Consider the following 19,601-nt stretch of genomic DNA (forward strand, 5'->3'; position numbering starts at 1 on the left):
GGAGCCGTGAGCCCGGAGGCCCGTGCGCCCAGCGGCCTTCGCGGGCGCTGGGCGCTACTGGCTCTCGACCGACTTGTTCAGCGCCGCGGCGTCGGAGTTGAGGCCCTCCAGCTCCGAGCGCAGGCCGTCGTACACGGCGATGTCCGCGTCGATGGCGGCCCGGGTGGCGTCGACGGCCTGGCTGCGGGCGAGCAGATCGGCGCGCTCCGTCTCGAACTCGGCCGTCGATCCGAAGTCGCCGCTGTCGGCGCGCGAGTTGAAGTCGTCGATCTCGACGTTGAGCGCGTCGTACTCGGCGTTGTTCGCGTCGACCCGCGCCGTGAGGTCGGCGTACATCGTCTCGATCCGGGAGACCAGGTCCTCGATGCGGTTCTCGAGATCGGTGAAGACCGCCTCGTAGCGGGCGTTCAGGCCCACGACGACCGAGCGGTCGTCGAAGAACTCGGCGTAGTGCGCCTCGAGCGCCGGCGGCAGGTCGGCCACCTCGGTCCCCAGGATCGAGTGCAGCTCGTTGACGCGCTCGCCGAGGCCGCCGGTGCGGTACAGCTCGAGGCGCTCGGCGATCGTGCCGTCCTGCGGGAGGGTCTCGTACGCGGCCTCGAGCTCGTCGCCCAGCTCGGCCTGCTCCTCCGCGTCGAGCCGCACCCACGCGGCGTGCAGCATCTCGTGGGCCGCCGTCACGTCGCGGATCCCGTCGAGGTCGGGATTGGCGACGTCCGAGATGTAGATGCTGGTGCCGGTGTAGCAGCCGAGGACGATGTCGTCGGAGGCGCCGTAGCCGCAGAGGTCGTTGAAGCCGGCGGTCGGCTCGACCGACGGGCTCGACGCGTAGTAGAGGGCGCGGCCGCGGTCGGACATGGCGGTCCGCTCCGCGAAGCCGGCGATCGTGGGGTCGGGCGTGAACGCCTCGGCCGCCCGCCGGTCGGCCAGCGCGGTGCCGACGTCGCCGGAGGAGGTGAGGACGCTCGCGGCGACCGCGGTCCCCACTCCGAACTGCGCGATCGTGAGGACGCCCGCCGCGACGGCCGCGACGATGCTCGATGCCCTGACCATGTCTCCCCCTCGGCTCCTGCGACCCTACTTGACGAGCGGGAACAGGATCGTCTCGCGGATCCCGAGGCCGGTGATCGCCATCAGGAGGCGGTCGATGCCCATGCCCATGCCGCCGGTGGGGGGCATGCCGTGCTCGAGGGCGCGGAGGAAGTCCTCGTCCAGGCGCATCGCCTCGTCGTCGCCCGCGGCGGCCTGGCGGGCCTGCTCGACGAAGCGCTCGCGCTGCACGACGGGGTCGATCAGCTCGGAGTAGCCGGTGGCCAGCTCGAAGCCGCGGACGTAGAGGTCCCACTTCTCGACGACGCCCGGGATGCTGCGGTGCGCGCGCACGAGCGGCGAGGTGTCGACGGGGAAGTCCATCACGAAGGTCGGACGCGTCAGGCCGCCCTTCACGAAGTGCTCCCACAGCTCCTCGACGTACTTGCCGTGCGTGGGGACGTGCACCTCGACGCCCTCGCGCGCGGCGAGGGTCTCGAGCTCGGCGAGCTCCGTCTCCGGCGTGATCGCGATTCCGGCCGCGAGCGACAGGCTCTCGTACATCGAGATGCGGTCCCACCGGCCGCCGAGGTCGAACTCGGTGCCGTCGGCCCAGGTGACCACGTGCGAGCCCGCGACGGCCTGCGCCGCGTTCTGGATCAGCTCCTGGGTGAGGTCGGCGATCGAGTTGTAGTCGCCGTACGCCTGGTAGGCCTCGAGCATCGCGAACTCGGGCGAGTGCGTGGAGTCGGCGCCCTCGTTGCGGAAGTTGCGGTTGATCTCGAAGACCCGGTCGATGCCGCCGACGACGGCGCGCTTGAGGTAGAGCTCGGGCGCGATGCGCAGGTACAGCTCGGTGTCGAACGCGTTCGAGTGCGTGGCGAAGGGGCGGGCGGAGGCGCCGCCGTGCATCACCTGCAGCATCGGGGTCTCGACCTCGAGGAACTCGTGCGAGGCGAAGGTGTCGCGGAGGGAGGCGTTCACGCGGGCGCGGGTGACGACCGTCTCGCGGGCCTGGGGGCGCACGATCAGGTCGAGGTAGCGCTGGCGCATCCGGGTCTCGTCGCCGAGCTCGTTGTGCAGGTTCGGCAGCGGCAGGATCGCCTTCGCGGCGACCGTCCACTCCGACACCCACACGCTCAGCTCGCCGCGCTTGCTCGAGACGACCTCGCCCTCGACGAAGAGGTGGTCGCCCAGGTCGACGAGCTCCTTCCACGCCGCGAGCGACTCCTCGCCCACGTCGCCGAGCGAGACCATGGCCTGGATCCGCTCGCCGTCGCCGGCCTGCAGGGTCGCGAAGCAGAGCTTGCCCGTGTTGCGCTGGAACACCACGCGGCCCGCGAGGCCGACGCGCTCGCCGGTCTTCACGTCCGGCTCGATGCCCTCGTGGCGCGCCCGGACGGCCGCGATGGTGTCGGTGACTCCGACCGCGACGGGGTAGGCGCCGGCGCCGAGGTCGTCGCCTGCGAGCTCGAGCAGGCGCTCGCGCTTGGCGAGGCGGACGGCCTTCTGCTCGGAGGCCTCCTGCTGCGCGGCCCGCTCGGCGGCGGCCTGCTCGGAGTCGGCCTGCTCGGAGTCGGCCTGCTCGGAGGCGGGAGTCGTGGACTCGGGGACGTCGGGGGTGTCGGCCATGAGGGGTCGCGGTGCTTTCGGTTGGGGGCGGACGGCCGCGATCAGGCGAGCAGGATCGGGGCGTTGTCGAGGAGGCGGGTGGTGCCGACGATCGCGGCGACGAGCACGAGTGCCGGGCCGCGGTGGTCGGCGTCGACCGGGAGGAGCGTCGCGGGATCCACGACGACGAGGTAGTCCAGCTTAACGAGCGGCTCGGCGTGCGCGACGGCCTCGGCGGCCTCGATCGCCGCGGCGGCACCGCGGTCCGCGGCTTCCGCGGCGGCCGCGAGGAGGCGCGGCAGCACGAGGCCCGCGCGGCGCTGCTCCTCGTCGAGGTAGCGGTTGCGGCTGGAGCGGGCGAGCCCGTCCTCCTCCCGCACGATGCCGACGCCGTCGATGTCCACGGGCAGGTCGAGGTCGCGGACCATGCGGCGCACGAGGAACAGCTGCTGCGCGTCCTTCTGCCCGAAGACCGCGACGTCCGGCTGGGCGATGCTCAGGAGCTTGGCGACGACGGTGAGCATCCCGTCGAAGTGGCCCGGCCGCGCGCGCCCCTCGTAGAGGCCGCCGACCTCGCCCGCGACGACCCGCGTCGAGGACGGCCCGTCGGGGTACATCTCGGCGACTCCCGGAGCGAAGAGGAGGTCGGCCCCGGCCGCGTCGAGCAGGGCGGTGTCGCCCTCGAGGTCGCGCGGGTAGCGGTCCAGGTCCTCGGTCGGACCGAACTGCAGCGGATTCACGAACACCGACACGACGACGACGTCGGCCAGCTCGCGAGCCCGCTCGACGAGGGCGAGGTGCCCGGCGTGCAGGGCGCCCATCGTCGGCACGAGCGCGATGCGCCGACCGGCCCGCCGCGCCTCCTGCAGCCGCTCGCGGAGGTCGCCGATGCGGTGGAGGGTGCTGATCACCCGACGATGCTACCGGCGGTCCCGCGGCCGCCGGGGCCCTCGGCACCGGGACGCCGTGCTCCTCCGCGAGGCACCGCCTCCCGAGCGGCGTCCCACCCGGGGAGCGGCGTCACGAGCGGCACCGCGCGTCAGCCCGCCGCGCGGCGCAGGGCGTCGTCGACGGAGGAGCGGACGAGGCTGGAGAGGAAGAAGCCCGGCTTCTCGACGCCGATGCCTGCCAGCAGTCCCGCCGCCTGGTCGACGATCGCGGTCGAGAAGGTCGTGGCGGTCGAGACCGCCTCCGCGTAGGCGGCGCGGTCCGACTCCGCCACGGTGACCGGCTCCCCGCCCATCTCGACCACCAGCGCCTGCGCGATCGGCAGCACCGGGCCCGGTGCCGACACGGCGAAGTAGGTCTCGGCGAGGCGCGCCAGGTCGAGGCTGGTGCCGCTGAAGGCCATCGCCGGGTGGACTGCCAGGGGGATGACCCCGGAGGCGAGCGCCGGAGCGAGCACCCCGTAGCCGTGCTCGGGTGCCGTGTGCAGCACCAGCTGGCCGGGCTGCCACGCTCCGGTCGCGGCGAGCCCCGCGACCAGGGCGGCGATCTCGCTCCCGGGGACGGCGACGATCACCAGCTCGCTGCGCTCGACGAGCTCGGGGATCGCGAGCACGGGGACTCCGGGGAGCAGCGCGTCGGCGCGCTCGCGGCCGCTCTCGCTGGTGGTGGCGATCCCGATCACGGCGTGGCCGGCCCCGGCGAGCGCGGCACCGAGCACCGGGCCCACGCGTCCGGCACCGATCACGCCGACGCCCAGGCGTCCGTCGCGGCGGTTCTCAGGCATGCGGTTCCCCCTCCGGAGCGGGCCAGTCGGGCGGGGCGGGTGCGGCCGCCCGCCGCCCCCACTGGTGGCTCGCGTCGCGGTCGGCGGCCCGCACTCCGGCCGTAGCGAGGCTCTCGAAGAAGGCGAGTCCGTCGGCTGCGCTCATCACCGGCACGAGCGGAGTGACGGGGCCGGCCACCGTGTGCACGCGCGCCGAGGCCAGCCCGAGCAGGCGCTGGAGCGGTCCCTGCTGGACCCCGACGCTCTGCATCCGCGCCAGGGGCACCACGGCGACCCGCCGCCAGACCGCTCCGCTGCGCAGGATCGCGACCTCGTCCGTCAGCCGGTACCCGGTCCTCCGGAACGAGAAGGGGCGGAGCCACACCGCCGAGCGCGGCGCCCGGGTGAAGCCGGCCGCGTCGCGGTGCCGGAGTGCGTCTCCGACGGGAGTCGACTCCGCTCCCTCAGCCGGTCCGGGCAGCAGGAGGGCGAGGACGCGCTCGACCGCGGCGAGGTCGCCGACGGGCAGGATCGTGGTGTTCGGCTCGCCGTTCGCCCCGCGGGAGGCCGCGTGGCCGGCGCGGTCGATCCGCACCTGCCACCAGCCGAAGGGGCGCCAGAGCAGCGGCTGAGTGATCTCGACGGCGTGGATCCGGCCGGGCGGGATCGTGTCGCTGCTGGTCGAGAGCACGCCGTAGCCGACCCGCACGCCGTCGGGCGTCGCGGCGATCGAGTACCGGAGCGAGCGCACGAACTGGCGGACGTAGTAGCTGCCCGAGCCGATCAGGCCCGGCAGGATCGCGAAGAGCACGTAGGGCGAGCCGTAGACGGCGACGAACACCACGGCGACGACCGAGGCGGCCAGGAACAGCGTGAAGCCGCTGAAGACGAGCGAGCCGAGGAGTCGGCCCGGCGGGATCGAGACGACCGACTCGGGCGGCGTCTCGTCCTGAGGCTCACCGAACTCCTCCAGCCGGCGCGCCAGGAACCCGCCCGCCGGAGCCGCACCGTCGACCGCCGCCTCCCGCTCGCGCACCCCGGACGCGAGCCGCAGGATGTCGCGGCGCAGGGCGTCAACCAAGCGCGACCCGAGGTACGACAGCTGGACGTTCGCGTCCTGCCCGGCCACGCTCACCTCGAGCTTCGCGGCCCCGAACAGCCGCGCGAACAGCGGACGCTGCACCGCGATGCCCTGGATGCGGTCCAGCCGCGCCCGCCGGTTGGTCCGGAAGAGCACGCCGGAGCGCACCTCGACGACCTCGTCGGTGATGCGGAAGGTGTGCATCCGCCAGGACAGCCAGAACGCGAAGACGGCGACCGCCAGGCCCACCGCGACCGCCAGCAGCGCCCAGCCGACGAGGCCGCGGCGCAGCAGCTCGTCGACCGGATCGCCGCTCTCGAACCCCTCCGGCCCGGGCAGGAACAGCTCGACCAGGCGCTCGCGGAGGTTCGTGATCACGATGCCGAGGACGACCAGCAGGCCGATCCCGCCCTTGAGGACCGGGGTCGCGGGATGGAGGCGGTGCCACTCCCCGTCGGCCAGGTCCGTCTCGACGGCGCGGAGCTCGGTCACAGGCCGGCCCGGCGCGACTCGGCGAGCTCGACCAGGCGGTCGCGGAGCTCCTCCGCGTCCTGCTCGGCCAGGCCCGGGATGCTGACGCCGGTCGCCGCGGCGGCGGTGACGAAGCGGAGGTCGGCGAGGCCGAGCGCCCGGGCGAGCGGCCCGCGGTTGACGTCGATGAGCTGCATCCGCCCGTACGGCACCGACACGAAGCGCTGGAACATGATGCCGCGGCGGAAGAGGAGGTCGTCCTGGCGCAGGAGGTAGCCGTAGGCGCGCGCACGGCGCGGGGCCACGATCAGGAGGGTCACCGCGAGGGCGGCCGCGGCGGCCAGCGGGATCCAGCCCCACGGCAGGCCGATCAGCATCAGCACCACGGGCACGGCGAGCAGCAGCACGCTCGACACGACGGCCGACACGATCTCGACCGCGACGTACCGGGGCGAGACGCGGCGCCACTCCCCCGTGATGTCGAGGCGGTCCCGCCGGCGTCCCCTCGCGTCGCGGCGGGTCGTCGGCGACGCGTCCTCGGGCTCGGCGGGCATGGCGTCGTCCTCACTGCCCGCGGCGGTCCGGGCGTCGGCGTCAGGCGTGGTTCACCTCGCCGACGGCGGTGTCGTCGTCGTCGCTCGGCGGGATGGTGCACAGGTGCTCGGCGACCAGGCCGGCCACCAGCAGGACGAGCGCACCCACGATGGTCGCGACGTCCTGCCACACGGAGCCTAGCGAAGGGATCGCACGGCTCAGCAGGTACACCAGGATGCCGCCGGAGGCTCCGAGCAGCAGAGCACCGACGTGGCTGGACGCCTTCGCCAGCACCACGACGCGCATCGCCCGGAACGGATCGATGGGCCGGCGCAGCGTGCCCTTCGTGGCGCGGTGGATCGGGACGGCGAAGCCGAGCACGAGGGCCGCGACCACGATCAGGGTCAGCGGAACCGTCAGCGGCGGGATGAGCACGGGGCGGCCGGCGGCGGCGATCGCGAGGTCGAGGAGGAACCCCGCGACGGCCCCGGCGAGGCCGAGTCCGAGCAGGGTGCTGATGCGGGTGCGCCTCACGGGGTCCTGCTCTCGGGGTCGGCGGTGGTGCCGCGGGCGGAGTCGCGCCCCGGCCAGGTCAACCCGGCCGGGTGGTCGGTCACGCGGTCGGTCGCCCGTGCGCGCAGCTCGGCCACGGGTCCGGCTCCGGGAAGGACCGCCGCCGGCTCGGCGTCGAGCCACGGCTCGAGCACGAACGCCCGCTCGGCGGCCCGCGGGTGCGGGAGGGTCAGGTGCGCGTCGTCGCGGAGCACGCCGCCGACCGCGATCACGTCGATGTCGAGGGTCCGGTCGCCCCAGCGCTCCTCGCCCTCGCCGCGGATCCGGCCGCCGGCCGATTCGATCGCCGCCGTCGCCGCGAGCAGGTCGTCGGGCTCGAGGACGGTCGAGCCGGTCACGACCGCGTTGAGGTACCCGGGCGCGTCCGCGTCGACGCCCTCGGGCTTCCACGCGGGCGACTCGACGACCTTGGACACCGCCTCGATGCGCAGGCCCGGCGTCGTGGCGAGGGACCGCAGCGCCTCCTCGAGGTGCGCCAGGCGGTCGCCGAGGTTGCTGCCGAGCGCGAGCACGACGTGGCGCACCGGGCGGACGCGCTCCTGCCGCGGCCTCACGAGCGGGTCCTCGTGATCTGCACGGCCACGTCCTCGAACGGCAGCGGGATCGGCGCGTCCGGCTTGTGGACGGTGATGCGGACGACGTCGGCGGCGGCGAAGCCCAGGGCCACCCGGGCGAGGCGCTCGGCCAGGGTCTCGATGAGGTCGACCGGGTCGCGGGTCACCGCGTCGGCCAGGGCGATCGCGAGCTCGCCGTAGTGCACCGTCTCGGCCAGCGCGTCGCCCTCGGCCGCCGGCGCGGTGTCGAGCCAGACCGTCGCGTCGATCACGAAGTCCTGGCCGTTCTCGCGCTCGAAGTCGAAGACGCCGTGGTGCGCGCGCACGCGCAGCCCGGTGAGGGTGATGGAGTCGCGCACGGCCAGGGCGGCGGGGTCGATCGCGGTCACGGGGTCTCCTCCTGGAGTCGGGCGGCGAGGGCCAGGGCGCGGGCGGACGAGCGGACGTCGTGGACCCGGACGCCCCAGGCGCCGTGCCCAGCGGCGACGAGGCTCAGCATGGCGGAGACCTCGTCGCGCTCGGCGGCCGGGGCGCCGGCGGGGGCGAACGGAGCGAGGAACCGCTTGCGCGAGTGGCCGACCAGGACCGGGAAGCCCAGCGAGACGATCGCGTCGAGCCCGGCCAGCAGCGCCCAGTCGTGCGCGCCGACCTTCGCGAAGCCGAGGCCGGGGTCGAGCAGGAGGCGGTCGTCCCGGATCCCGGCCTCACGGGCGGCGTCGACGCGGCGCTCGAGCTCGCCGCGGACGTCCGCCACCACGTCGCCGTAGGACGCGAGAGCGGTCATGCCCGCGCTGTGCCCGCGCCAGTGCATCGCGATGTAGACGGCGCCGCGCTCGGCGACGAGCGGGAGCATCCGCGGATCGGCGAGGCCGCCGGAGACGTCGTTGACGACGACGGCGCCCGCGTCCAGAGCGGCCTCCGCTGTGGCGGCGCTCATCGTGTCGATGCTGACGCGCACCCCCTCCGCGGCGAGGGCGCGGACGACGGGCAGCACGCGGCCCTGCTCGGCGGCGGAGTCGACGCGCGCCGCACCGGGGCGGGTGCTCTCGCCGCCGACGTCGACCAGGTCCGCGCCGAACGCGGCGGGTCCGTCCCCGGCGGGCCGGGTCAGGTCGAGGCCGTGGCGGACGGCGTCGTCGACGGACAGCCAGCGTCCGCCGTCGCTGAACGAGTCCGGAGTGACGTTGAGGATCCCGAGGAGCGCGGCGCGGCCGGTCGGCGTGAGGTCGGCGACGGTGGTGGCCACGTCACTCCCCCCGCGCGGCGCCGATCAGCGCGACGATCTCGGCGCGGGCGGCCGGGTCGGCGAGGGAGCCGCGGGCGGCGACCGTCACGGTCGAGCTCGCGGTCTGGCGCGGCCCGCGCATCCGCACGCAGCCGTGCTCGGCGTCGACCACGACGAGCACTCCCTCGGGAGCGAGGCCCTGCTCGAGCGCGTCGGCGATCTGCTCGGTCATCCGCTCCTGAATCTGCGGTCGCGACGCGACCGTCTCGACCACGCGCGGCAGCCGGCCGAGGCCGACGACCCGCTCGCGCGGCCGGTAGGCGATGTGCGCGACGCCGAGGAACGGCAGGAGGTGATGCTCGCAGACGGAGCGGAAGGCGAGGTCGCGCACGATCACCGTCTGGTCGAGCGGCGACTCCTGGCCGCCCTCCACCACCGCGAACGTCTCGGTCAGCTGGGCCGCGGCGTCGTCGTCGAACCCGCCGAAGAACTCCTCGTACGCCTCGGCGAACCGCCGCGGCGTATCGAGGAGTCCCTCGCGGCCCGGGTCGTCCCCGATGGCCGCGAGGATCTCGGCGACGGCCGCCTCGATGCGCGCCTTGTCGACGGGCACGCGCGCGCTACGCCGTCGCGGGGCGCGGGTTGATCAGCGGCGGGCGCTTCGGCGCGACCTCGTCGGCACCAGCGGAGGAGACTCCCCCGTCGGTCGCACCCGAGTCGATCGGCGCCTTGGCGACCGGGACCGCGATGGGCGGCAGGTCGGACAGGGGGCGCTTGTCGCTCGAGAGCCACTGCGGGCGCTCGTCGATGCGGCGGACGTCCTTGAAGATCTCGGCCAGCTGGTCGTGGTCGAGCGTCTCCTTCTCGAGCAGCTCCATCGCGAGGCGGTCGAGGATGTCGCGGTTGTCGTTGATGACCTGCCACGCCTCGTCGTGCGCCTGCTCGATGAGCTGGCGCGTCTCGGCGTCGACCGTCTCGGCGATCTGCTCGGAGTAGTCGCGCTGGTGGCCCATGTCGCGGCCGAGGAACATCTCGCCCGACGACTGGCCGAGCTTGACCGCTCCGACGTTCGCGGACATGCCGTAGTCGGTGACCATCTTGCGGGCGATGGAGGTCGCCTTCTCGATGTCGTTCGACGCTCCGGTGGTGGGGTCGTGGAAGACGATCTCCTCCGCGACGCGGCCGCCCATCGCGTACGTGAGCTGGTCGAGGAGCTCGTTGCGGGTCGTGGAGTACTTGTCCTCCAGCGGGAGCACCATCGTGTAGCCGAGGGCGCGACCGCGCGGAAGGATCGTGACCTTGGTCACGGGGTCGGTGTGGCGCATCGCCGCCGCCGCCAGAGCGTGTCCGCCCTCGTGGTAGGCGGTGATCAGCTTCTCCTTGTCGCGCATGACCCGCGTGCGGCGCTGCGGCCCCGCGATGACGCGGTCGATGGCCTCGTCGAGCGCGCGGTTGTCGATCAGCTGCGCGTTGGAGCGGGCGGTGAGCAGTGCGGCCTCGTTGAGGACGTTGGCCAGGTCGGCGCCGGTGAAGCCCGGGGTCTTGCGGGCGACGACCTCGAGGTCGACTCCGCCGGCGAGCGGCTTGCCGCGGCCGTGGACCTCGAGGATCCGCTTGCGGCCGAGCAGGTCGGGGGCGTCGACGCCGATCTGGCGGTCGAAGCGGCCCGGACGCAGCAGTGCGGGGTCGAGGATGTCGGGGCGGTTCGTCGCCGCGATCAGGATGACGTTCGTCTTGACGTCGAAGCCGTCCATCTCGACCAGCAGCTGGTTGAGGGTCTGCTCGCGCTCGTCGTGACCGCCGCCCATCCCGGCGCCGCGGTGGCGGCCGACGGCGTCGATCTCGTCGACGAAGATGATGGCCGGCGAGTTCTCCTTCGCCTGCTGGAACAGGTCGCGGACACGGCTCGCGCCGACGCCGACGAACATCTCGACGAAGTCCGATCCGGAGATGGAGTAGAAGGGGACGCCCGCCTCGCCCGCGACCGCGCGCGCCAGCAGGGTCTTGCCGGTGCCGGGAGGGCCGTAGAGCAGGACGCCCTTCGGGATGCGGGCGCCGACGGCCTGGAACTTCGCGGGCTCCTTGAGGAACTCCTTGATCTCGTGCAGCTCCTCGATCGCCTCGTCGGCGCCGGCGACATCGCCGAACGTGACCTTGGGCGACTCCTTCGAGACGAGCTTCGCCTTCGACTTGCCGAACTGCATGACGCGGTTGCCGCCGCCCTGCATGCCCGAGAGCATCAGCCAGAAGAATGCGCCGATCAGCAGGATGGGGAGCAGGAAGCCGAGAGCCGAGAGGAACCAGTTGGTCTGCGGGACCTCATCGTTGTAGCCGGTGCTGCCGAGATCGGCCGCGGACACCGCGTCGACGACCTCCGCGCCGCGAGGGGCCACGTAGTAGAACTGCACCTGCGTGCCGTTGTCTCCGTCGGCCTGCTTGAGCGTGAGATCGACGCGCTGCTCGCCGTCCACGATCTTCGCCGAGTCGACCTTGCCGTCCTTCAGGAGGTCGAGACCCTCCTGCGTCGTGACCGGCCGGAAGCCGGACATGGTGATCAGCGAGGAGCCGATCCACACCGCGACGATCGCCAGGACGACGTAGAGGATGGGACCCCGGAAGATGCGCTTCACGTTCATGCTTGTTGCGGGTGCGACACCCGGCGCCTTTCTGACGAGGAGATTGTGGCTGCCAGGCTACCTCCCGCACTCTGAGCGCCGCCCACGCGTTCGCCGTGGGCCGAACAGCCGCGGGCTGTGTTGTCCGGCGGGGATGCGGCGGGCCGCATCCCCGCGCGCGGTCGGCTCCACGAGATGGTGCGTTCCGCAGAGCGGGGTGCGTCGGACTGCCGGGAAACGCTGGCACGCGTCGGCACCGTCCGGCGGGGATGCGGCGGGCCGCATCCCCGCGCGCGGTCGGCTTCGCGAGATGGTGCGTTCCGCGGAGCGGGGTGCGTCGGACTGCCGGGAAACGCTGGCACGCGTTCCCCGGTCCGCGTCCTCTGCCTTGCGGGTGGAGGCGGATGTCTCACGGGCAGGACGGGCCGCGAGAGCGCAGGAGTTGTCGCACTCGAGCTCGACAGCGACGACTACTGCGGTCTCGGGAAGGAGGCGAAGGTGTCCGAGCAGGACGCGCCGCGAGAGCGCAGGAGTTGTCGCACTCGAGCTCGACAGCGACGACTACTGCGGTCTCGGGAAGGAGGCGAAGGTGTTCGAGCGGGGCGCGCCGCGAGAGCGCAGGAGTTGTCGCACTCGAGCTCGACAGCGACGACTACTGCGGTCTCGGAGGGGGCGAAGGTGTCCGGGCGGGGCGTGCCGCGACGAGGGGCAGCAGGCGCGGACGGATCGGGCCCGCCCGGCCCGGGTCAGGCCGACTCGAGGAGGGGCTCCGGGTCGCGGAGGGCGGGCACGAGGCCGCGGCGGCGGCGGGCGGCGGCCAGCACGGTCACGGCGAGCGCCCCGACCAGCCAGAGCACGAGCACCAGGACCGCGTGCGCGACTCCGATGCTGCCGCCGGCGATCAGCGAGCGGAACGCCTCCACCGTCCAGGTCAGCGGCAGCACGCCGTGGATCGCCTGGAAGAAGGCGGGAGCGGTCTCGACCGGGTAGGTGCCTCCGGCCGAGGACAGCTGCAGCACGATCATCAGCAGCGCCAGGAACCGGCCCGGGGCGTCCAGCAGCGCGATCAGCGCCTGGTTGATCGCCACGAAGGTGAGGCTCGTGAGCACGGCGATCCCGATCAGCCCGGGCAGGTTCGACGCCTCGACGCCCACTCCGAAGCGGATGACGAGCGCGGCCAGGACGCCCTGGGCGACCGCCATCAGCGCGCCGGGCAGGTAGCTGCGCAGCGCGATGACCCAGGCGGGACGGCGCGCGGCGAGGAGGCGGGAGCTGAGCGGGGCGCTCATCAGGTAGAAGGCGAGCGCGCCGACCCAGAGCGCGAGCGCCATGAAGTAGGGGGCGAGGCCGTAGCCGTAGGACGGCACGCGGTTCATCCGCTCGGCGTCGATCCCGACCGGGGCGGCCGCGACGGTGCTGAGCTCCTGAGCCTGCTCGCCGGTGTAGGTGGGCACGTCGTCCGCGCCGTCCGAGAGTTTCGTGTCGAGGGTGCGCGATCCGGAGGCGAGCGAGTCGATCCCGTCGGCGAGGTCCCGCGAACCGGTGGCCGCGTCGGCCGAGCCGGTCGCGGCGGTCTCGGCGCCGTCCGCGAGGTCCGAGGCGCCCGTCGCGAGGGCGGCCGTCCCGGAGGCGAGGTCGGAGGCGCCGGCGGCCGCGGAGGCGATGCCGCTGGTGAGCGGGCCGACCGCGCCGGAGAGGGTGTCCACTCCGCCGGCGACCTGCGCGGCTCCGCCGTCGAGGGTCGCAGCTCCCTGGGCGAGGGCCTGCGCACCGGTCTGCAGCTTCTGGGCGCCGTCGGCGGCGGAGGTCGCCCCGGTGGACAGAGCGGCGGTGCCGGTCGCGAGGTCGGAGGCTCCGCCCGAGACCGTGGCGGCACCGGCGGCGAGCGCCGTCAGTCCGCTGCCGTCGTCGCCGACGAGCGCGGTCGCACCGGAGGCGAGCGTCTGCGCGCCCGCGTCCGCCGAGGCGGCTCCGCCCGCGAGAGCGGCCGCACCCTGCTCGAGGGCGGTCAGCTCGGCCACACGCTGGGCATCGGACAGCGAGTCGTACCGCGAGAGCAGGGAGGCGAGGCCGGAGTCGACGCCGGAGGCCCCGGTGGCGAGTTGCGGAGTGGCGGTCGCGAGCGCTCCCGCGCCGGTCGCGAGCTGCTGGGCTCCTGCGAGGGCCTTCCCCGCTCCGTCGGAGAGGGAGGCGGACCCGGTGGCCAGCGCCTCGGCGCCGGACGCCGCCGAGGCCGCGCCGTCCTTCAGGGTCGACGTCCCCGCGGCGAGGTCGGCGGCGCCCGAGGCGAGCGACGCCGCTCCGCCGTCGAGCTGCTGGGCGCCGTCGGCGACCGTGCGGGCTCCCGTGTCGAGCGCCGCCGCCTGGTCGGGCAGCTGCCCGGTCCCGCTCGCGATCCGCTGGAGTCCCGACGAGAGGTCGGACGCTCCGGAGGCCGCGCTCCCCGCGCCCGAGCGGAGGGAGTCGGCGCCGGTCGCCAGCTGCGCGGTGCCGTCCTGCAGCTGCGCGAGCCCGACGACCAGCTCGGAGGAGCCGGACGCGGCGGTCCCGGCGCCGTCCGCCAGCTGAGCGGCGCCGTCGGCGGCCTGCTCGAGGCTGGAGTGCACGTCGGTGAAGCCGAGGTAGACGTTCTCGAGGTAGGTCGCGCCGACCTTCTCCTCCAGCGTCTTCGTCACGGTGGTGCCGATGGTGGAGGCGATGTTGCCGACGATCAGGTTGGCCGCGTCGTTCGTCTCGATCGACAGCTTCGCCTGCACGGCCGCGGCGGGGTCGTCGCCGCCGACAGAGGCGACGTCGGCCGAGAAGCCGGCCGGCACCGTCAGCACGGCGAGGACGTCGCCGGAGGCGAGCTCGCGGGACGCCTCGTCGGCACCGGTCGCCGTCCAGGCGAAGTCCGAGCCGGACGTGTCGGTGGTGAGCTGCTCGGTCAGGTCGTCGCCGAGGGCGAGCGCGGAGCCGTCCGAGGCGGTCGCGCCGGTGTCCTCGTTGACGATCGCGGCGGGCACCGTGTCGAGGTGGTGCGTGGGATCGAGGTTGGCCGAGGTCAGCAGTCCCGCGTAGATCAGCGGAATGAGCGCGATCGCGGCGAAGACGACGACGAGGCGCGGGTTCACGGCGCGCAGGGCGCGGCGGAGCGGGGAGGTGGTCATGGTCCTTCTACTTCGTGGAGTGCAGGGCGGCGAGCCGCGGCGAGGCGACTCCGGTGACGAGGAGCTCGGCGATGTCGGCGGAGGCCGAGGCCGCGGGACGGCGGGCGTCGCCGTCGAGGAGCCAGCCGACGACAAGCCAGGTGGTGCCGGCGGCGAGGAGGACGGCGAAGCGCTCGACGCGTGCGTGGTCGCCGCCGCCCGATCCGCGCTCGGCGAGGGGCGAGAAGGCGAGGAGCCGCTGCGCGAGGAACGCGACGACCGACTCCTGCACGGCGCGGGCCGTGCCTCCGCTCAGCACGCGGCGGTAGAAGTCGGCGTGCACGAGCAGGCCCTCGAGGAGCCCGCGGACGATGCGGGGGACCGCGCCCTCCCAGTCGGCGGGGGCGGTGCCGGGAGCGACGTCGCCGAACAGCGCGTGCATCCGCTCCACCGCGGCGGCCTCGATCAGGGACGGCACATCGCCGAAGTGCTGGTAGAACGTGGGGCGGCTGACGCCCGCGGCGCCGCAGAGCTCCGTGATGGAGGGCTGGTCGTCGCCCGGGCGGTCGAGGGCCGTCGTGATCGCGGTGAGCAGGAGCTCGCGCGAGCGGGTGAGCCGCGGATCGGTCACGGGGTCCTTCTTCCCGGCGCAAGGAGCGCCTTCTTTACGTCCGTCAGATAACTTACAACCGTAAAGAAGAGCGCGCAAGCGTCAGGAGGAGGGCGGCTCCGGGAGCAGCGTCGAGATGGCGGACGTGTCGACGATCACCGAGTCGTGCGGAGTCAGTCCCGGGCTCCGGGGCGTCGGCACCGGCAGGCGCACGAGCAGGGCGCCCGGATCCACGCCGAAGCGCCCGGAGCGGGTGCGGCCGACCGGATCGCCGTCCAGCTCGGCGAGCACCGGCTGGTCCAGCTCGAACGAGAACTCGCGGCCGGGCCACTGCCGGAGCGAGGCGAGCCCGTTGCGGTTGCCGGTCGCCACGTCCAGCGCGAGGCCGAAGCGCCGACGCAGCAGCACCAGCTCCAGGTCGCCGTCGTCGAGCACGGCTCCGGCGGCCAGCTCGATGTTCGCGACCACGGAGCTGCAGTTGCAGGCCAGCACCATGAAGCAGCGCTGCGGAGGCTCCTCAGCGCCGTCGATCGTCAGGGTCACCTCGAATCCGGCCTTGAACATCGCCGGCGCCCCCGCCGCGAAGTAGGCGCCCCAGCCCACCCGCTTCTTCAGCTCCTCGTCCGTCTTGTCCATGATCTCGGCGTCCAGGCCCACCCCGCCCATCACCATGAACACCCGCTCCTCGCCGTCGTCGAACGCGGCCGTGCCCACGTCGATGGCGCGGTCCTGCCCGAGCAGGGCGATCTCGACCGCCTCGGGCAGCGAGCCGAGCGGGATCCCGAGGTTCCGCGCGAGGAGGTTGCCCGTGCCGCTGGGCAGCAGGCCGTAGGGGACGCCGGTCCCCCGCAGCACCGTGGCGACGGCGCGGACGGTGCCGTCGCCTCCCATCGAGCAGACCAGGTCCGGGCCCGCCTCGAGTGCGGCGCGGGCCGCGGCGGCACCGGAGTCGCCCGGGCTGGTCTCGAACCAGAGCGGCTCGTTCCAGCCGTGGCGGCGCGCGATCGTCGCGACCAGGTCCTCCGCGGCGCCGACGTCGTCGAACTTGCTCGGGTTGATCACGACGGCGACGGTGCGCTTCTCGGGTGCCTTCACCCCGTCAGTCTGACGGCACCGGCGACCGGTCCAGTCGCGCTGACGCCTCCAGCGCGAGCACGGCGCCGATCTCGGCCGAGAGCGTGGCGGGCAGCGACGGAGGCGCGTCCCAGCGGGGCCCGGCCAGCAGCACGCCGCGACGGACGCTCGAGCTCTGCAGCGCGGCGACGCTGCCGGCGACGAAGCGGCGGAGGCGGGCGGCCACCGCGGGCGCGACTCCGCTCGTCGTGGCGAGGTCGACGAGGTGCCGGTAGGCGATGCCGCCGAACAGGGCGCCGTCCCCCGATCCCTGGTCGACGAAGACGCCGTCGGGGGCGAGCCGGTCGATCAGGTCCTCGGCGGTCCGGGAGGCGTGGGCGACCAGGCGGGGGTCGGGCCGCAGGCGGTGCAGGGCGAGCGCCGCGCCGATGTACACGGCGTGGTTGTAGCTGAAGGCCCAGTCGTCGCGCGCGGAACCTCCCTCGCGGCCGATGCCGTCTGCGACGAAGCCGGTGTCGTCGTCGCGGAGGCGCACGTGCATCCAGTCGAGGGCGGCGCGCGAGAGCTCCTCCCGGCCGTCGGGCCGCAGCCGCTCCAGGCGCGCGCCGAGGATCGCGAACGGGCCGTTCGCGGGCGCGTTCTTGTAGTCCAGCTGCCGGCGGCGCCAGGCGAGGCTCGCCCCGTGCCGGAGGTTCCAGCCCTTCGCGACGGCGAAGCGCCAGAGGCGGTCGGCCCGGTCGAGGAACCGCGGGTCGCCGGAGGCCTCCCCGAGGCGGGCGAGCGCGCCGCCGAGCCACATCATGTCGTCGAAGTAGCCGTTGACCAGGCGCCCGCCGTTGCGGAGGCGGATCGCGCGGTGGATCCGCCGGGCCCGCTCCAGGTGCGCCTCGTCGCCCGTGCGCGCGAAGGCGTCGACGGCCGCGTCGATCGCGTGCGCGAGCCACCAGTAGTTGAACTCGAGGTCGGCCCGCAGCGAGGTCGGGTAGCTCATGTGGTAGCCCAGCAGCGGCACCGCGAAGAGCCGCTCGAGGCTCTCCTGCGCGGTGTCCGCGGGGCTACTCGTAGACGTGCGGGGCGAGGACGGCGACATCGCGGAGGTTGCGGTAGCGCTCGGCGTAGTCGAGCCCGTAGCCGATCACGAACTCGTTCGGGATGTCGAAGCCGACGTAGGCCACGTCGACCTCGACCTTGGCGGCCGCGGGCTTGCGGAACAGCGCGCAGATCTCGACGGACTCGGCGCCTCGGCTGCGGAGGTTGCCCTGCAGCCACGAGAGCGTGAGGCCGGAGTCGATGATGTCCTCGACGATCAGCACCTTGCGGTTCGTGATGTCGGAGTCGAGGTCCTTCAGGATCCGCACGACGCCGGAGGACTTGGTGCCGCTCCCGTAGGACGAGACGGCCATCCAGTCCATGACGATGTCGAGCTTGAGCTCGCGGGCCAGATCGGCCATCACCATCACGGCGCCGCGCAGCACCCCGACGATGAGCAGGTTCTCGCCCGCGTAGTCGCGCTCGATGGCGCGGGCCAGGTCGCGGATCCGCTCGTGGATCTCGGCCTCGGTGTAGAGGACCTCGGTGATGTCGTCGGCGATGTCGGCTGCTTCCACCCGGCCACTCTACGGGTGCCCGGCCCCCGTCTCCCCTCCGCGAGACTCCGCTCTCGTACACCTCCGTCGGCGAGTCGCGTGCCGGAGCGGCGTCTCGCGGGGAGGGGCCGGGCGTCTCGCGGGGACCGGCGTCGCGGGGACGGGGTCAGGGGGCCGCGGGTGCGAAGACGAGGGTGGTGCCGCGGCGGGTGGCGAGGACGCCGGGGAGGTCGACGCCCTTCTGGCCGTGCCAGTCGGTGACCAGCGCGGCGACCGCCAGCGTCTGCGAGCGCGAGAGCGCGACTCCGAACTCGTTCGCCACGACCAGGCGGATGATCCGCTGCCGCAGCGCCGGCGGGTCCGCGGCGAGCCCGCGCGCGTCGACCGTGACGTGCCCCGCCTCGTCCTGGCCCACCAGCTCGAGCGCCCAGTCGAGGGCGAGCGCGTCGAGCGCGTCCCCGTCCTCCCGCAGCTGCTCGGCCGTGCGCGCCAGGGCCTGCGCCACTCCCGGCCCGAGCTCGTCCTCCAGCACGGGCAGCACGCGGTTCCGCACCCGGACCCGCGAGTAGCGGGGGTCGTCGTTGTGCGGGTCGTCCCACGGCACGAGCCCCTGGTCGGCGCAGGCGAGGCGGGTCGTCTCGCGCCGCAGGCCCAGGAGCGGCCGCCTCAGCGGCCCGCTCACCGGCGCCATCCCGTGCAGCGAGGCCGCACCGGCTCCTCGTGCCAGGCCCAGCAGCACCGTCTCGGCCTGGTCGTCGAGGGTGTGGCCCAGGAGGATCGCGGCGGCGCCCGTCGCGGTCAGCGCGTCGTCGAAGGCGCGGTAGCGCGCGCTGCGGGCGGCCGCCTCCGGACCGCCCTCGGCGGACACCGTCACCACCTCGCGCAGCACCGGCGCGAGCCCCAGCCCGTGCGCCTGCTCCGCGACCCGCCGCGCGACCTCCGCCGACGCCTCCTGCAGCCCGTGGTCGACGATCACCGCGCCGGCCCGCCTCCCGCCCCGCGGGGCCTCGAAGCCGACCGCCGCCGCGAGCGCGAGCGAGTCCGCTCCCCCGCTCAGCGCGACCAGCACGAGCGCTCCGGGGTCGAGCCCGTCGAGGCTCTCGCGCACCGCCCGCCGCAGATCGGCGACGGCGGGGGTCAGGCGGGGGCGATCGGGCACATCAAGTAACGTAATGCCAGCGATCCGCCCCTCCCGCGCGCGCACCCGCGCGAGCGTTCCGGAGGCCGATCCGTCCGCCGATGCGCCGCTCACGGCGCCACCGACTCAAGGAGAGAGCATGGCCGCATACGACGTCGTCGTCGAGATCCCCAAGGGGAGCCGCAACAAGTACGAGGTCGACCACGAGACCGGTCGCGTCTACCTCGACCGCGTGCTCTTCACCTCCTTCGTCTACCCGACGGACTACGGGTACTTCGAGAACACCCTCGGCCTCGACGGCGACCCCGTCGACGCGCTGGTGCTGCTCGAGTACCCCGTCTTCCCGGGCGTGGGCGTCTCCGTCCGCCCGGTCGGCGTGCTCAACATGAGCGACGAGGCCGGCTCCGACGCGAAGGTGATCGTGGTCCCCGCGAAGGACCCGCGCTGGCAGCACATCCAGGACATCGGCGACGTCCCGGAGCAGACGAAGAACGAGATCAAGCACTTCTTCGAGCGCTACAAGGACCTCGAGCCCGGCAAGTGGGTCAAGGTCGACGCGTGGGGCGACGCCGCCGAGGCGGAGCAGATCGTCCAGGACGGCATCAAGAAGCTGGCCGAAGAGGGTCACTGACCCCTCGCATCAACGAAGGAACCCCCTCCC

At 73.7% G+C, this 19,601-nt stretch carries 19 protein-coding genes; 1 reads left to right on the plus strand and 18 read right to left on the minus strand.

The window, feature by feature from the left end; genetic code table 11:
- Positions 1–54: 54 nt before the first annotated feature.
- From C5D50_RS16430 to tilS, 18 genes are all read right to left on the minus strand, one after another.
- Complete coding sequence (locus C5D50_RS16430; RefSeq protein WP_104255539.1) at positions 55–1,053, minus strand: hypothetical protein; 999 nt, start codon at positions 1,051–1,053, stop codon at positions 55–57.
- A gap of 24 nt (positions 1,054–1,077) precedes the next feature.
- The gene (gene lysS, locus C5D50_RS01110) at positions 1,078–2,661 is read right to left on the minus strand and encodes a lysine--tRNA ligase (RefSeq protein ID WP_104282500.1); all 1,584 of its coding nucleotides are present in this window, start codon (positions 2,659–2,661) and stop codon (positions 1,078–1,080) included.
- A gap of 41 nt (positions 2,662–2,702) precedes the next feature.
- Positions 2,703–3,551 (minus strand): pantoate--beta-alanine ligase, encoded by an 849-nt coding sequence (panC, locus tag C5D50_RS01115; protein WP_104282501.1) that lies wholly within the window; start codon positions 3,549–3,551, stop codon positions 2,703–2,705.
- Positions 3,552–3,679: 128 nt separating this feature from the next.
- Positions 3,680–4,372, minus strand: a complete 693-nt coding sequence (locus C5D50_RS01120) for a Rossmann-like and DUF2520 domain-containing protein (RefSeq protein WP_104224097.1) — start codon at positions 4,370–4,372, stop codon at positions 3,680–3,682.
- A complete protein-coding gene (locus tag C5D50_RS01125) occupies positions 4,365–5,924 on the minus strand; it encodes a PH domain-containing protein (protein ID WP_104282502.1) in 1,560 nt (519 codons plus the stop codon). The genes C5D50_RS01120 and C5D50_RS01125 overlap by 8 nt, the downstream gene beginning before the upstream one ends.
- Positions 5,921–6,457 carry a PH domain-containing protein gene (locus tag C5D50_RS01130; protein WP_104234302.1) on the minus strand — a complete coding sequence of 179 codons (537 nt, stop codon included), beginning with the start codon at positions 6,455–6,457 and terminating at the stop codon, positions 5,921–5,923. Before C5D50_RS01130 ends, C5D50_RS01125 begins: the two co-directional genes overlap by 4 nt.
- Positions 6,458–6,497: 40 nt before the next feature.
- Entirely contained in the window at positions 6,498–6,971 is a 474-nt protein-coding gene (locus C5D50_RS01135; protein WP_104224100.1) for a DUF3180 domain-containing protein, read from the minus strand.
- Positions 6,968–7,564, minus strand: coding sequence for a 2-amino-4-hydroxy-6-hydroxymethyldihydropteridine diphosphokinase (gene folK, locus C5D50_RS01140; protein ID WP_104282503.1), 597 nt, complete (start codon positions 7,562–7,564; stop codon positions 6,968–6,970). The genes C5D50_RS01135 and folK overlap by 4 nt, the downstream gene beginning before the upstream one ends.
- Positions 7,561–7,953 (minus strand): dihydroneopterin aldolase, encoded by a 393-nt coding sequence (folB, locus tag C5D50_RS01145; RefSeq protein WP_104347803.1) that lies wholly within the window; start codon positions 7,951–7,953, stop codon positions 7,561–7,563. The genes folK and folB overlap by 4 nt, the downstream gene beginning before the upstream one ends.
- The gene (gene folP, locus C5D50_RS01150; RefSeq protein ID WP_104238405.1) at positions 7,950–8,810 is read right to left on the minus strand and encodes a dihydropteroate synthase; all 861 of its coding nucleotides are present in this window, start codon (positions 8,808–8,810) and stop codon (positions 7,950–7,952) included. The genes folB and folP overlap by 4 nt, the downstream gene beginning before the upstream one ends.
- A gap of 1 nt (position 8,811) precedes the next feature.
- Complete coding sequence (gene folE / locus C5D50_RS01155; RefSeq protein WP_104282504.1) at positions 8,812–9,402, minus strand: GTP cyclohydrolase I FolE; 591 nt, start codon at positions 9,400–9,402, stop codon at positions 8,812–8,814.
- 7 nt (positions 9,403–9,409) lie between these two features.
- Positions 9,410–11,425, minus strand: coding sequence for an ATP-dependent zinc metalloprotease FtsH (gene ftsH, locus C5D50_RS01160; RefSeq protein ID WP_104224104.1), 2,016 nt, complete (start codon positions 11,423–11,425; stop codon positions 9,410–9,412).
- A 725-nt stretch (positions 11,426–12,150) separates the two neighbouring features.
- A complete protein-coding gene (locus C5D50_RS01165; protein ID WP_104288916.1) occupies positions 12,151–14,553 on the minus strand; it encodes a YhgE/Pip domain-containing protein in 2,403 nt (800 codons plus the stop codon).
- Between the two features lie 7 nt (positions 14,554–14,560).
- A complete protein-coding gene (locus tag C5D50_RS01170) occupies positions 14,561–15,163 on the minus strand; it encodes a TetR/AcrR family transcriptional regulator (RefSeq protein WP_104248069.1) in 603 nt (200 codons plus the stop codon).
- A gap of 81 nt (positions 15,164–15,244) precedes the next feature.
- On the minus strand, positions 15,245–16,237 hold the full coding sequence (locus tag C5D50_RS01175) for a diacylglycerol kinase family protein (protein WP_104226014.1): 993 nt from the start codon (positions 16,235–16,237) through the stop codon (positions 15,245–15,247).
- 4 nt (positions 16,238–16,241) lie between these two features.
- On the minus strand, positions 16,242–17,306 hold the full coding sequence (locus C5D50_RS01180) for a glycoside hydrolase family 76 protein (protein ID WP_104282506.1): 1,065 nt from the start codon (positions 17,304–17,306) through the stop codon (positions 16,242–16,244).
- Positions 17,272–17,823, minus strand: a complete 552-nt coding sequence (gene hpt, locus C5D50_RS01185) for a hypoxanthine phosphoribosyltransferase (protein WP_104224109.1) — start codon at positions 17,821–17,823, stop codon at positions 17,272–17,274. Before hpt ends, C5D50_RS01180 begins: the two co-directional genes overlap by 35 nt.
- A 145-nt stretch (positions 17,824–17,968) precedes the next feature.
- The gene (gene tilS, locus C5D50_RS01190; RefSeq protein ID WP_104282507.1) at positions 17,969–18,961 is read right to left on the minus strand and encodes a tRNA lysidine(34) synthetase TilS; all 993 of its coding nucleotides are present in this window, start codon (positions 18,959–18,961) and stop codon (positions 17,969–17,971) included.
- 118 nt (positions 18,962–19,079) lie between these two features.
- On the opposite strand from tilS, the gene ppa reads away from it, so the two are divergent.
- Positions 19,080–19,571 carry an inorganic diphosphatase gene (ppa, locus tag C5D50_RS01195; protein ID WP_068255683.1) on the plus strand — a complete coding sequence of 164 codons (492 nt, stop codon included), beginning with the start codon at positions 19,080–19,082 and terminating at the stop codon, positions 19,569–19,571.
- Positions 19,572–19,601: the final 30 nt, after the last annotated feature.

Origin of the sequence: Rathayibacter sp. RFBD1, assembly GCF_002932915.1 — a bacterium.
Lineage (GTDB): Bacteria > Actinomycetota > Actinomycetes > Actinomycetales > Microbacteriaceae > Rathayibacter.